The sequence below is a fragment of the Gilliamella apis genome (genome assembly GCF_030758615.1).
Taxonomy (GTDB): Bacteria; Pseudomonadota; Gammaproteobacteria; order Enterobacterales; family Orbaceae; genus Gilliamella; species Gilliamella apis_A.
Genome location: NZ_CP132381.1, coordinates 2226859 through 2242038, shown reverse-complemented (window position 1 = coordinate 2242038; position 15180 = coordinate 2226859). Strand labels below are relative to the sequence as shown.

The 15180-nt window shown below is 32.5% G+C and carries 10 protein-coding genes and 1 pseudogene; 7 read left to right on the top strand and 4 right to left on the bottom strand.

All coding sequences use genetic code 11. The features are described from left to right. The first annotated feature begins 44 nt into the window (after positions 1-44). Positions 45-2081 carry a TonB-dependent siderophore receptor gene (locus tag RAM17_RS10420; protein WP_110447332.1) on the top strand — a complete coding sequence of 679 codons (2037 nt, stop codon included), beginning with the start codon at positions 45-47 and terminating at the stop codon, positions 2079-2081. Between the two features lie 144 nt (positions 2082-2225). On the opposite strand, the gene RAM17_RS10415 is transcribed toward RAM17_RS10420, so the two are convergent. Beyond that, entirely contained in the window at positions 2226-2813 is a 588-nt protein-coding gene (locus tag RAM17_RS10415) for a hypothetical protein (protein ID WP_110447333.1), read from the bottom strand. A gap of 332 nt (positions 2814-3145) precedes the next feature. On the opposite strand from RAM17_RS10415, the gene RAM17_RS10410 reads away from it, so the two are divergent. From RAM17_RS10410 to RAM17_RS12620, 3 genes and pseudogenes are all read left to right on the top strand, one after another. Then, complete coding sequence (locus tag RAM17_RS10410; RefSeq protein ID WP_110447334.1) at positions 3146-4501, top strand: SWIM zinc finger family protein; 1356 nt, start codon at positions 3146-3148, stop codon at positions 4499-4501. After that, entirely contained in the window at positions 4491-7886 is a 3396-nt protein-coding gene (locus tag RAM17_RS10405) for a hypothetical protein (RefSeq protein WP_110447335.1), read from the top strand. The genes RAM17_RS10410 and RAM17_RS10405 overlap by 11 nt, the downstream gene beginning before the upstream one ends. A gap of 564 nt (positions 7887-8450) precedes the next feature. Continuing rightward, positions 8451-8612: pseudogene (locus tag RAM17_RS12620) on the top strand (KilA-N domain-containing protein); the annotation flags it as partial. Positions 8613-8640: 28 nt separating this feature from the next. On the opposite strand, the gene RAM17_RS10400 reads toward RAM17_RS12620, so the two are convergent. Continuing rightward, positions 8641-9459 carry a helix-turn-helix domain-containing protein gene (locus RAM17_RS10400; RefSeq protein WP_110447336.1) on the bottom strand — a complete coding sequence of 273 codons (819 nt, stop codon included), beginning with the start codon at positions 9457-9459 and terminating at the stop codon, positions 8641-8643. Between the two features lie 337 nt (positions 9460-9796). On the opposite strand from RAM17_RS10400, the gene RAM17_RS10395 reads away from it, so the two are divergent. Next, positions 9797-10276, top strand: coding sequence for a 4'-phosphopantetheinyl transferase family protein (locus tag RAM17_RS10395; protein ID WP_110447337.1), 480 nt, complete (start codon positions 9797-9799; stop codon positions 10274-10276). Positions 10277-10292: 16 nt separating this feature from the next. Here the strand turns inward: RAM17_RS10395 and RAM17_RS10390 are convergent, their stop codons facing one another. Both RAM17_RS10390 and RAM17_RS10385 read right to left on the bottom strand, forming a co-directional pair. After that, positions 10293-11822 (bottom strand): DHA2 family efflux MFS transporter permease subunit, encoded by a 1530-nt coding sequence (locus RAM17_RS10390; protein WP_110448028.1) that lies wholly within the window; start codon positions 11820-11822, stop codon positions 10293-10295. A gap of 8 nt (positions 11823-11830) precedes the next feature. Beyond that, positions 11831-13006: an HlyD family secretion protein gene (locus tag RAM17_RS10385; protein WP_110447338.1), complete on the bottom strand. Its 1176-nt coding sequence runs from the start codon at positions 13004-13006 to the stop codon at positions 11831-11833. A 627-nt stretch (positions 13007-13633) separates the two neighbouring features. On the opposite strand from RAM17_RS10385, the gene RAM17_RS10380 reads away from it, so the two are divergent. Next, the gene (locus RAM17_RS10380) at positions 13634-13885 is read left to right on the top strand and encodes a hypothetical protein (protein ID WP_146208310.1); all 252 of its coding nucleotides are present in this window, start codon (positions 13634-13636) and stop codon (positions 13883-13885) included. Positions 13886-14052: 167 nt separating this feature from the next. After that, positions 14053-14823, top strand: a complete 771-nt coding sequence (locus tag RAM17_RS10375; RefSeq protein WP_110447340.1) for an MBL fold metallo-hydrolase — start codon at positions 14053-14055, stop codon at positions 14821-14823. The last annotated feature ends 357 nt before the right edge of the window (positions 14824-15180 follow it).

Genomic DNA, 15180 nt, shown 5'->3' with positions numbered 1-15180 from the left:
GATCAACTACATGAACTCAGTTCATCACCAAAAAGGAGAAAACTATGAGTTATTCAACTCATTTTAAACCTAAAAATCGCATTTTAGCTTGTTCTATATTATCTGTTTTACCTATCATCGCATATGCTGAAACAACCGATACAATGGAAGTTGTTGGTTCAATGGCTAAAACAGGCACGGTCAAATTTTATGATACGCAATCGACAGATTCTATTGATGAAAAGCAGATTAAAGATAAAGACTATAAAAAAGTTGACGAAGCACTATCTTATACTTCTGGCGTATTGAATAGTTCATATGGTCATGATGGCCGAACAAATTGGTTGAAAATTAGAGGGTTAGATGCTTCTTTTACTTTAGACGGTATGCCTCAATTTACTTATAGTTATTTTGGTTCAACACCTGAAATTTTCGGACTGGAAAAAATAGAAATATTAAAGGGCGCAAGTTCTCAACTATATGGTTCATCTAAACCTGGCGGTACTGTCAATATGATAACCAAACGCCCCAAAAATACTCCGGCTGGTGAAGTTAATGTGTTTTATGGAACACATGCACAAGTAGGAATAAATGGAGATTATAGTGGCATATTAACTGATGATATACGATATCGAGTAGTGGGTGCCTATCGAGATGAAAATGGACAACAAACTAAAACTGGATTAAAGCATTATTATTTTGCGCCAAGTTTAACATGGGACATAAATGAACTAACTTCTTTAACTTTATTATCAAGTTTCCAACGTGATTTTGGCATTCCTGAAAATGGATTTTTCCCTGCTTATGGCACGCTATTTCATTCTAAATATGGGAAAGTAGCAAGGGATACTTATTATGGTGATAAAGATTTTGATAATTTTAATCGTAAATCAGAAACAGTCGGTTATGAATTTAGACATCAATTTAATAATGGATTTGTTTTTACACAAAACTATAAATATGCTCATCAAGATTTAGATTTATCAGGTGTTTATGGTATGGATTTCACACCAACAGTTGATGGAAAAAATTATTCACGTTTTGCATATTCTCAAATAGGTATTAACAATACTCATACAATTGATAATCGCCTTTCTAAAGATTTTGAATATGGAAATTGGCGAGACACATTATTAATTGGAATTGATTATTTAAATACCAATATGAGTGGAAATAATTTTAGTGGCAGCGCTAGTACAGTGAATCGTTTTAAACCAAGATTAACCCATTCAAATATTACAGGTAGTTATTCGCCTTTTAAATTAAAAGCACAAGAATTAGGTGCATATGTACAAAATAAACTGACTTTTGATAATAAACTGATTTTCAATCAAGGTATGCGTCATAGCAAAATAAAAAATGATGGATACTGGAGTGGTTCTGATTTTAATCGTGATTATAACCACAATGCCTACAATGCAGGTTTAATGTATATTTTTGATAGTAATATCGCACCTTATATAAATTATTCAGAATCATTTTTGCCAGTGTATGGTTATGATAGTGTCAACAAAACAATGTATCGACCTTATGAAGCAAAACAGTGGGAAGTAGGGGGGAAGTATGAGCCTGATTGGTTTAATGGTACATTCACTCTGGCCTATTTTGATATTAAATCTCAGAATTCATTTGTTTCTAATGGGACAGGGCAAGCATCACAAACATTAGAAACACGCAGTAAAGGTGTAGAGTTACAAATAAAGGCTGATATTACTAAAAGTATAGATATGGATTTTGCTTATACTTACACTCATGCTAAAACAGATCAAACAGCTTCATTGACAACACGTAGTTCATTAATTCCAAAACATGCTGCTTCAGCTTGGGTAAATTATAAATTTGATGGTCAGTTTGATGGGTTAACTGTTGGATCAGGGCTTCGTTATATTGGTAAAACTGTTGATGAAGTCTATTATCCAAATGAAAGTGTACCTAGTTATACCTTATGGGATGCAATGGTTAAATATCAGTTTAATAAATCATGGTCAGTACAAGTTAATGCAACTAACTTAACCGACAAAAAATATATATCAGGTTGTAGTTATTGGTGTTATTACGGTGCGGAACGCAGTGTGGTTGGAACGCTTAGCTATAAATGGTAGCTATCAACTTTAAACTAATAAAATGCAAACAATTGTTTGCATTTTTTATACTATTTAAAAAGGTATCATTAAAATAAGACAGTTAGAAAGTTCATCCTTGTTGGTTTATATTTGAACAGTTTAAAATGAAATTAGCTTTCTATATTATGGTTTGACTTTAGGTCCATAACTCCAGTCTAGAATGTATGGTTTATAATTAATATCTTGTTCATTATACTTTATAGAAGAGTCCATATCTTCCTCTTCATCTGAAGGAATTTTACCAACAAAATCATTCAAATCACCTACTTTAGGTATTGTAGCAAATTCTTCAATAGTGACTAATTTATCGTTTTTAACGTAAGTGATCTTCCAAATGTAATCTGTAGGCTCTTCACCTCGATAAAAAGTATCAGCAAATTTTTCTACCGTAGTTAACAATGTAAATAACTCACCACATAGATCTGATTCATCAACACAAAACTCAACCGAAACTACACGATAAATATTGTTACCGATGATATATCTTGCGACCGCTTCTCTGGAATAATCGTTTTTATCAGAATAATTATTAATAATAAATACAAAGCGACCATCATCAATATCTGCTGAGTAAGTTAAATATTCTATTCCATCATTTAAAACTTCTTTCTGTTTTTTAAATATGGATATATTTTCAGTATTTGGGGTGGCAAATAATGGAGCAGCAAACAACAAAGATAATATAGTGATTTGTTTTAATAGTTCTTTCATGTGTCATATTCCTATATTTTTATATGCAACAAATTATCTAAATATGCATTTCAGTAAAGATCGCCGTTTATTGCATTTCAATTTGGTTATTGTAGAAATGTTTGGCGCTCAATATTGCCAACACAATGGACAGATAAGAGTAAAAAACAGATATTTTTCATAAAAAACCGAACATAAATAATCTTCTAATAAATAAATGCTAAAAGCAATGTTTCCCTTTAAAAAAACTCACTTTTTTGGTGTTTTTTGATAAACTAATTATTAATAAACAATATAATCGTAACAGATATAATATGTAGTATTTGTTTTAATTTTTTTATTTAGGAAAAAACGTGCGAGCTTTTTTTCAGCAATCAAATTTTACTGATGGAGCACTAGCTTTAGCGCTTTCTCCTGCATTGACGCCAACAGGTATTGTTAATCATCCGGTATTTTTTTCTGGTTTTGCTCTTTACCCTCAAATTATTGCAAGAGGATTGCTTGTATTAGCAGACATTACTTCTACGAACTATTTCCAGTATAAGCCTGAGTTTCAAAAAGATCCGGTACTTTCAGCGCAAGGCGATCGTGTAAGAGCAGAGTGTTTTTCTGCCTGTAATGGGGTATATGCACGTTTAGATTTATTAAGAGAAGGCCTTGATGGAGAGATTTATCGAGGTACTACTAATGTTGATATTGGTATTGGTTTAAGACAAGCTCTTGCTAAGGTTAATAGTAAAGACAGACTTCATTTAAATATAGGTGATCAAGGGTTAGTAACACGGCATATAGAGGATAAAGGCAATCATCTCAAAGGGTTAGATAAAATCATTTTACAACGGCCTGTTCAAATGCCTAATCGGTGGATAAGAGCTTTAGGCAATATCGCTGAAATCCATAAAAACATGAAGCCAGTTTTTACAATAAAAGGACCTCAAGCACAAATGTTTGTGAGTACTCTACCTAATGTAACGAGTAAAAATCAATCTGGTTGGCTTGTACTATCGCGTTCAGGTATTAAATTAATGCCTAGAAGCGATACGCATAGTGTTTATATATCTGGCTTGCATCGTCTTAATGCACTTAAACGTCTAATAACTAATATTATAAGTTTAACCTTTTACTGTTTGCAAAATAACGAGCAGGGGCCATGCATGATTGAAGTAAGCCTTTTGGGCGCTCGTTTAACACTCAGCTTAACAGCTGAAGCATGGCAAGGATATTCTGGTGAAGGAGTATTGTTAACCTCTTTAGTTTCATCAGCAGAACAAAAAGATTCAAAAATAGTGAATGATCTTTTACAGTTTGATGCGCTTATTAATAAAGAACAATTGTCAAATGCTTCAGCATTAGAGGATTATCGCATTGAGCGGGCACTTGCTTATCTTGCCGTTTGTGGAAAACTTGGGTTTGATGCATATGAAGGTTCTTATTTTCATCGCGAGTTACCAGAAGATCCGAACCGAGTTTTAAAAGATAACCCACGGCTTATTGGTGCGCATAAATTAGTTGATCGGATCGAAAAAATTGATGAGATGACATGGATAGTCAATTCTACAGATGATAGTTATCGAGTGTCTATTCCAACAAATCAATTGAATTGCAATCCTCAATGTACATGTAGTTGGTATCTTAAAAATCAACAGAAAAAAGGCCCCTGTAAGCACGTTTTAGCTGTACAAATCAAGGAAGGTATTTATGAACTCTAAGCTTGAAGAAGCCGTCGCTATTTTTAACTCTTTGGGATGGGAAAAAGTAACTATAGATACCATATTACAGCAACCACTAGGAACAAAAGAACAACAAAAAATTGCGCTGAATGGTCTAAAAAATGGAGACTGGGAGCGTCTTATTAAAAGAGAAGCGAACAGTACTTACACCAATGAAGGATATATTGAATGCAATCTCAAACATATTACATTGTATGCTATTAGGATTGGAGTTTCTATCACCCGTGCTCTAGAGTTTGCTTATTTTGCTGATAGGCCATTATTACTGCCTATTATTAAGGATAAGGGTGAAAAGTATGCGACTAACTTTATCAGCAAAGCTTGCGTATCCAGAAGAAGAGTATTTGAACACTCTTCAAGTGTATTTGGTGATATTGCAGTTCAACTTGTTGATCAGTTAAATTTAGCTATTCCTGAAAGCTACGAATATATGAAAGATTGGGCCGTTTATGCTGCTTTGTCCATGGGATTACCTGCTGAAGACTATTCTAGAGCAGTATCGACACAAGAGTTACCAACACAAGAACAAATAAAACGCAGGTTTTCTGAGCATATTAAAATAGGGATTGCCGTCAATGTACCTGCAACCGGACCATTCTTTTCTGTATTTATCGAAGGTGTTAAACAAGGTTGGCTCTCAAAACACGATGCAATAGAGTTTATCTTTTTTGCGTTAGATAATGCTATTCGACCTGGGGATAGAAAGGTTTGGGTTAGTGCTATAGATGAGTTGGGGATAAGTACTACAACGTTACATGAAAGAGCAGCAATTTTGATTCCTTTACTTGCCAAAGGTGAATCAAGTGTAATTGCAAAAATTGCGCCTATATTGATTGAGAATGTTGATGATGAACTTTTTAATGAGGTAATGATAGCCTCATTTTCAGCAAAGGTTAAATCAACAAAACAGTTAGTTTTAAAAACAGCAATGACAAGAGTAGCCCCTAATGATGTAGCGCAACTCACACCATGGCTGGCGATATGGTGTGACGATAAAGATAAATCTATTGCAAAGTTAGCTCGTCAATTGGCTAACCATTGGCAACTCAATTATGCACAAATTGAAGAAAGTCATACACAGGACATTAAACATCTTTGGCAAAAAACACCATCTTTATGGATATGTCCTCAATTTGATTGGGGAGAAGTTACACCTCAAGCACTAACAGAGCTTGCCAGTGAACTGGTTAATCGAAGAGAGTTTGTTTGTGATACTGTTGCTGAAAGATTTTTAGCTGTTGCAAATAAGATCGCTTATACCGATCCTCAATCGGCTAAAACAAGTTTGGCTGGATTGAAAACAATATCTTTTGATGTGCTATTTTATTTAATTGCTTGTTGGGTGAAAGGAATCGAACCTGAAGGCTATTGGGGCGCTGATCAGAAAGATATGGTACATGAAGTATTGCATGCTCGTAATTATGTAGTTTGTAAAAATTTAGATCAATTACCTTGTATTTTATCAACTCCCAGTAAGAGTGATCTTTCAATTACAGTTGATGATCTTTGTAAACGGCTAGAAAAATATCAGAAAAATAATATTCATGCACTTGAAGCAGATATATTTTTAGCTTTAACTCGTTTGGATACCAAAACACAAAGTAGTAAAAATTTAAACTTATTAAAAACGTTAAAGGTTGATGTCATTTTACAATCAGGTAAAAAAATGCCTGTTAACGCTGGTGACATAGTTTTAGCTTATCTTGATTGCCCTGTAAAAGAAGTTTTATTAGATTATAATGAGGAATATTTTGGGGATATAAAAATTCCAACCACTCCATCATTACAATACTTTCCTAAACGGTTTGATTCTTTACGTGATTTGACTACTAGTGCATTTTCTGTGTTTCCGCTCTGGGGTGATGCGGCTATTCGACTGAGTGTTTCCTCATTCAATGAAATGGAGCATGCCAAAGGCCTCATTTTTAGGCAAATTGCAAAACGGCAAATACCGTTTACTGCTGGTGTTGCAATGAATATTCTCGCTGCACAGCGTTCAGCATCACCCCGTGCTATAGCTGATATAGCCTTAGCCGTGAATGAGGCATGGGAAAGAGGTTTGCTTATACCAGGAATTGCTGATGTTTTCTTACTAGACTGGATAAATAGCACTCCTTCTAAATTAGTTAGCTTAGTTGCAACGCTGTCAAATATTGCTCAGCAAGGGCTTTTATCTGTTGTATGGCCAATTTTAGACGAATTAATTTTAGCCTCTTTAAAAGCGCCGAGATTACTAGTGGGAACTGATGAAATTGTAAATGCTATAGCAGAATTTTTACCCGAAGTTCAGTTTGCAGTTACCAATGGACTTGCGTCGCCAAATCAACTGGATCTTTTAGGTTTGAGAACTTTAGCTGAAAAAACAGGCAGTTCACGGGTAATCAATGTAGCAAAATATATTATTACTCAATTACCAGACATTAAGTCTGTTAAATCAAAAAAATCTAATGAAGTTAATGTAACTGATTTTGATAAAATTTGGCCTAAAAAAGAAAAAAACATTCCGGTACTTGATGATGGCGCTATTATCTCAATTGATTTATTTGAGCAAAGCAAATCTAATTCCGCTTTCATTTTTACATTGAAACTACCAGATATTAATGACCGAGTTTTTCATATAGTAAAAACAAATTGGTTTTATGATTTAGAAGAAGGGCAATGTCAAGCATATCCAGCCCCCATAGAACAGCCTAAATTTACAACGGATAGCCAGAAAAGTGTTTATTTGCATTGGGATAATGATAAAAAAGCCTTACTGGTCAGCAAATATCGAAATTGGTTAAAAAATGAAGATGGCCCATTGTCTAGTACAAAAATACCAGCATTATCAAATGTTTCATTATTTCTAAATTGGCTAAGTAATAAATATGAACCATTATCTAGTACAGAAATACCCGCATTATCGAATACTTTATTAATGGTTGTTATTGGGCTTCTTGCTCAAGATGGCGAGGGTGCCTATTTTGCTGAAAATTATGTTTTAACGGGTCGTATTGATGAAGGAACTGTTCGTAGAGCAATTTTACTATTTTTAAAAAATCCCATTGTAAGTCCTGCAAAACTTATTAGGTCATTAGAAAAAGAAATTAAATTTTTACCGCTACTTTGGCCTATTTTAATTGAATGTGTTCGTTTTGTTGGTAATCTTGTTAGTCGAGGGGAAAAAATACCAGTCTGGACAAATCGTATTTTAGATATATCGTTACAGTATGCTGCTTATTTGAAAGAAGCTGCATTGCGTGGTTACATAACAAACAAAGATGCTAAATGGGAAGGTCTGCACGAAATAGCTTCATCAAAATTAAAGTCAACAGCAGTTGCGAAAGCAAAACAGTTGCAAGAAGATTTAAATATTAACCTTTAATCAAAGACTGTTTCAGTACTATTAAATCTATATTTATTTTGTTATTTCTAGTACATCATGAACTTTAATGCCTAAATAGGATGTTATACTTTTGTAGTAATATGTCTCTTTAGGCAATAGTTTGTTAGTTAGAATGAGCCTTAAGCATAGCTAACTCCTTTATCCATAATCATCCAAACGAGAGTGCTTTATTAATCCCCAAATATTAATTTGATGGTATACACTCCTCAATTATTTTTACAAATAAATGATGAAGTGATACTACAGGGAAGAAAGATAACTAACACTACAATAAAAATGACTTATCCTGAAATCAGTTATTTCTTTACCAAAAAATTCCAGATAGAATACTTGCAAATATATATTTTTTATATAGTTATATTCTCGGTTAAACGTATATTGATTAAATTTAATTTTTTATCATAATAACGATGTGTATGAGGAATAGGTGTTCCTCTAGTTTTGTACTCAATATGAAAATGTAACATACTATCTTCAATATTTATCAAGTGTATTTTTTCCATATTCGGATGCATTGTTAATTGTTTACATAATGATTCAAAAGAGCAATTAGTCATTTTATCTAATTTGGAAAGTATTAACTCAGTCTTAATTCATCAAGGTATAAGTGCTTGCGAACGCTTGATACAGCTCAATGGTATTGCGATTAATCAAATGCAATCTTTGGTCAATATTTCTGAAATGAAGAATCTTATATTCAGTTAGTAGTATATAAACGATAATACAGTGTATTTTAGGTATGTAATGCCTGAAATACGCTGTACAAACAGTAATGTTTTCCGCATATAGTGTCTTTATTATCAATTATTAAAGCTCGTTTCAGTTGTGATGGTCTCAGCCCCAAACTAGATAAACATGTTCTGCTAAAATGAGCCGAATCAGAAAATCCCATATCATTGGCTAATTTTGTCAGTGTTGTAGGGGAGTCGAGTGTATCAATTACATCCTGTAATCTTTTCCACAATAGATAACCCCTGAAATTAATACCCAACTCAGAACGAAAAAGATGAAGAAAGCGACTTTCAGAAAGGTGTATTTTTTCGGCGATTTCCCTCGATGAAATTTGCTTTATGGGTAATGATGAAATAATGGAGACTGCTTTATTAATGCGGTTATCTTGATCACATGAACAATTAGGATCTGACTCACGTAATAACTTATAGACGTGATAAAGATCAAATGGTTGGCTAATCGTAACAGATTTCATAAAATAACTGGCAATTTTTAATGCTTCTTCTTTAGTTAGAAAATAAACAGGATTAGTTTCAGTAAAATGCGATAATAAGTGATAATAGGGATTTTCTGGGTCAATAAGCAAATTAATACAACAGACATCTGGTGCGCTCAGTTTATGAGGAACATTTGATTGAATAATAAAACCAAACACATCTTTTTTTTCATCTGGTGTTTCTAGTTCAAAAGACATATTGTGCAATGATATTGTCAATTGAAGAGAAGGGTGACGATGCCAATCCGTCGTGATATTGTTTATAAAAAGCAATGTAGATAAATTTTGTCGGTGCACTTTAACTAACAAATCATTGTCTAACATGATATTTTATCCTTGCTAAATAAACATCCTTGTCATCAAAAACAGTAACATAAACCATATGTAAAGACTATATATACGTAATTCGATTAACTAAAACTAACTAAAGGATAACACATATCATATATAAAGTTAATCAAGAACAATACAAACGTATTTTTGGCTATTTTAAACCTATCACCAAAAATTTTATTATAGGATCTCAAAATATTTCGCAATCTTTTTGCCATTTTCAGTAGATAATTTTAATATTAATAATTTTGATGATTTACCATTAAAATTAAAAAAAGATGTTCAATAATTTCCAGTAAGAAGAAAAATAGAGTTCTTAGCTAGTAGAATGTGTTCAGCTACGGCATTAGAAAACTTATTGCGTGATGGAGAATATTACTGGAGACTAAAAAGTTCCAACGGAGCCGTTTTATGGCCTAAAAACATAGCTGGTTCAATATCTCAATCTAATAATTTTGTAACTGTGGTTACAATAAAACACTCAAATGAGGTTGAAAGCATAGGAGTTGATATAGAAAAAATAATGTCCACTCAAAAAGCAATTGATTTAAGTCAAACGATCCTAAAATGTCCTACTCCCAGTGATATCATAATGGACATAACACATTACATTACTTTAGTATTTTCAGCCCAAGAGAGTTTATATAAGGCGTTTAGCTCAATTGGTATTATACTTTCATATGAAGATATTTTTTGCATAGGTATAAACAAAGAAAAAACATGTACATTGCATGTAGATAATCCCATCAATAAAGTTTTTGAAGTTCATTTTTATTTTTCAAAATATTATAATCTTGTTATTAATTAAGTACTTACCCAACCAACTATTTTTCTATTTCATTCTTTGATGTAATAGTTGATTTTGCAAACCAAACAACTATGATTAATAGTAGAAAAATAATTCCATATAGCCAAAAAATTTCGTTGGTTGCGATTACCAGCCCTTGATTAGTAATATTTTGTGCTAGTTTTGCCGAAACTTGAGTTTCAGACAAACCTTGCAACTGAAACTGCTGATAAGTGTATTCTAGCGTTTGTATATTTTGATTCATTAGATCAGTTAGTTGGTTGTGATGAATTGCTTCACGATGTTCCCATAATGAATTTGTTAAAGAAGTACCAATGGAAGTAGATAATGTTCTAAAAAAATTAAATAAACTTCCTGCTGCCGCTAACTTGTGAGAAGGTATATCAGTTAAAATTATTATATTCAAAGGCATAACAAAGCAAGCTATCGCAAATCCTTGAAAGAATTGGGGCCATGCAGAACTCGAAAAATCCATATTAGGCTCAAACGAGTAAGCTCTCCAAAAAAAGCACAAAGCAAAAACAATGAAACCAAAAGTCACAAGCTTCCTCATATCTAAATAAGGAACAAAACGGCCGACTATTGGAGCAAGAACAATAGGAACTAAACCGATGGGAGACAATGCTAATCCTGCCCACGTTGCAGTATAACCAAAAACTCGTTGTAATAGCTGTGGTTGCATAACTAATGTCCCTATATGTAGCAAAAATGCCAAACTTATGCAAATCGTCCCTACTGTAAAATTTCTTGATCTAAATAAAGATAGATCAACAATAGGATGATTCGATGTCATTTCCCAAAGAACAAAAAAAGAAAGTGTTACTAACGCTATCACAGATAAAATAATAATTTCAGATGAATTAAACCAATCCAGTTCTTTTCCTCTATCTAAAATAAGCTGTAAACTACCAACACCAAATATTAATAAAGCAAGCCCGATAGTATCTATTCGAGATTTACTTATTTCTGTTTCTCGTCCTTTTAATAATATTCTAATACTTATCCATGCTATTAGACCAATTGGCACATTTAGTAAAAAAATCCAGCCCCAAAATAAATTGTCACTTATCCATCCACCCAAAATAGGTCCGCAGACGGGAGCAATAATAATAGTCATCGACCATATTGCTAAAGACATATTTTTTTTGGAATCTGGAGAGTTAGCTAATAATAAGCTTTGAGAAAGAGGAATAATTGGTCCAGAAACCGCACCTTGTAGTACTCGTGAAATAATTAACATTTCAAGGCTGTTAGAGACACCACATAGCCAAGAGGCTAAAACAAACAAAAAAATTGAAAACAAAAATAATTTAACTTCCCCAAAGTACTTAGCTAGCCATCCAGATAAAGGAATTGAAATGGCATTGGATACGGCAAATGATGTAATTACCCATGTTGCTTGACTACTTGATGTTCCTAGGTTTCCAGCAATAGTAGAGAGAGCTACATTGGCAATTGTTAAATCTAAAATTTGTAAGAAGGCCACTGTTGCCAATGCAACAATAAGCCCAATTAATTTTGCACCTGATAGATATAATGGTGACATTTTATGATTCACTGAATATTACTCTCTAAAATTAAGTTATTTTGCATAATTTCTCGTACTAGTTGCTCGAATTCATCTAAGTCGTAAGCAAGTACATCTGTTTGATATTTAATTTCTTGAGGTGAAATATCAGTAAGTAATTTTCCACTTACATCACTGGTATCTACTGTTACATACATAGATAACCCTACCCGTAATGGATATTCCTTAAGTTGCTCTTTATTCAATTCAATACGAACAGGTAAACGCTGAACTACTTTAATCCAATTTCCTGTTGCATTTTGTGCTGGTAATAACGAAAATGCACTTCCCGTTCCCATAGCAATTCCTGTAATCACCCCGTCGAATTTAATATCATCTCCATAAAAATCACTAGTTAACTTAACTTTTTGTCCTATTCGAATGTGTTTTAATTGAACTTCTTTAAAGTTAGCTTCTACCCAAACTTGATCCAAAGGAACAATAACTAATAATCGTTCTCCTCTATTAACCTGTGTTCCAACTTGGACTTGGCGCCTCGAAACATATCCAGTGACAGGGGAAACAATTGTTACTCGTTTTAAGTTAAGCCAAGCTTCCTTTAGTTTAGAAATAGCTTGCTGAATACGTGGTTGTTCTAATAATGAATTCTGCATTAATAGGGCATTATTAATTTCTAACTCTTGCTTGGAAATTTTTAAGTCATTTAACGCAATTAATACATCTTGCCTAGCATGCTCTATTTCTTCTTTTGAAATAGCATTACGAGACCAAAGGCCTTCTCTCCGAGCTAAATCTTTTTCTAATTTATCTAATGTCGCTTGCTTTAATTGAATACTTGCTGACAATTTTTCAGTTGTCAGTTTGATCTGTTGAATTTCTCTTATTACCTTGGCTAATTCATTTTTTGCATAACTAAAATTATTTTCAGCATCAATTGATTCTAATTGAGCGATAACATCTTTTTTTCTTACAAAGTCATTATCATCAACGTAAATGGAGGAGATTCCTCCGCTTATTTGAGTATGAATTGGAATTTGATTTCCCATAACATACGCATTATCTGTAGATTCTGTAAACCGAGAAAACATGTACCAAAAAATGAAATATCCTATCCCTGAAACAAGGAAAATAACAGATAAAATAATCAATTTTTTATATCGTGTTAAACCATTGAATTGTCGGCCATCGGTGTTGTTTTCCATCGTACACTCCATTTACATCTTTTATTTTAATCATTGCTTCTATGAACAGCATCACAAAATACTGTTTCATTAAGCAGACATTCCACCATCAATAACTAGAGTTTGACCCGTAATATAATTACCCTCACAACCGAGTAAAAAATTCACAGACATAGCCACTTCCATATTATTTTTTATTATGTTACTCCATCTCTTGTTTGGTTATTAGATTGTGAAAAGTTAACGACATTATATAAATGGGTGACTAATATTGTCTTGAACAAATAAGCTGACTTCATTTTATAAAATAAAATTATTGATTTATTTAACTCTTTATATTTCAAATGGTTATTTATTCCTTGACAATTATTTTCATTTAAAAAAAAGAATGAGAGATCTAATATAGCTAGTTTATTCAATTAAATAACCTTTGAATTGATACATGCTCACCCAACATATATCTATTAGAGGATAAAATTCATGACTTACGACTGTGTTTAGCATCATTTCTGACTAAAAAAATATCACTGTTCTTATATTAGAAATGGAAATACATGATTTTTACATGGAAAAAGTGACGGAGAAGAAATTGATGGCTCTAATCACTATAGAAAACAAGCTGTATCGCCTTACGTTATGCCTATATATGTGAATAAATTAATAAGAAAAATAAAAAAAGATTCTAAAGTAGATATAAAATCATTCTATGTTAGTGAAAAAAATATGGCCGATAGATTTAAAAGAGATATAAAAAGCAAAATAACATCCAATCCTGCTTTCAGAAAATCAAACCAAGACGTTTTTATGGAAGTCGGTGGGGAGAATTTTCTGGTTATTAAAAATAATAAGCCTACATGTGCAACAGGAAATGCAGCAACATGTAGAGCAATAAGATATTAAGTGACATCAAATAAAATTTTTGATAATTATATATCTCATATTGGAGTTTTCCCTCTTTGTTCATTGGATAATGTATTAAATGGGTATGGAGCTGCTACTTCTTTCTTTGGAAATCTCAATTTACCATGCTTGTTAGTTTTTTTGGAAAATCATGTTTTGAGTAGTATATGAAAATAAAATTATTAATTAATGATATTAGAGGCTTCAAATTAAGCCCCAATAAAGGTGTTAGTTTTTATATTGAAGATGATAATACAAAAATTCTAATGGATTGTGGATCTGAATGGAGTGAAAATTTAACTCTAAATAACATAACTTATATAGTTTTATCACACGGTCATTATGATCATTCTGGTGGAATAAAACATGTAAATATAAATCAGGATGCATTAGAAAAAATAACGCTAATAGCGCATCCTGATGCATTAGAAAAAAGATATGCCATCAATCCACTAAAAATTCGATCGGATGGCAGGTTATCCTTGGAAAAATTGAAAACAAAATTTGATATAAAGTTAACAACAGAAGCTATTTGGTTAACAAAAAAAATGGTATTTCTTGGTGATGTTGGTGGATGCAAATTACCCACAGGAATTATTAAAACTGATAATAAAATAAGGTTAGACTATATTAATGATGATTCTAGTTTAGTTTATTGTTCAGAAAAGGGATTAGTCATTATTACCGGATGCAATCATGCTGGTTTGAAGAAACATATAAATAAAGCTATCAGAATAACTGGGGATAAAAGAGTTTATGCAATAGTTGGTGGATTACATTTTAATGGGCTTTCTGTATTAAAATTACCATTCGTGCTTAGAATTTTAAAAAAAACAAATACGACTAATTTTTATACATGTCATTGTACAGGTAAAATTGCAGAAAAAATATTAAATTCAAAAAAAATGTCTACTGGTGATATATTAGAGTTTATATAATCTATATTTTTTGTCTTAATGATAGTGCGGTTATGTTAAACACTTTAAATATGTGATGGCTTGTTTGTCGATCAATCACTTTACGTCCAAATAAATATAACCATCCTTGTTTTCTTCAACTGTTTTTTCACTTAACAACTTTCGACAGTTGCGCGCTTCTTCTCTTACTTCTGACAAAGAAACAGTATGTGTAGCGCCAAGTCTGATTCAATGCGCTCTTTTTTAAATTAACACGAAAAATCCAAGATTTGGCTCCCGCATGACTAACGCAAAGCCAAAGTCCACCTTCATCACTATAACAATCAGCTGTATTTATTTTTTTCACAGATAAAGCTGTCAGTTTTTCAATTAGCCTTG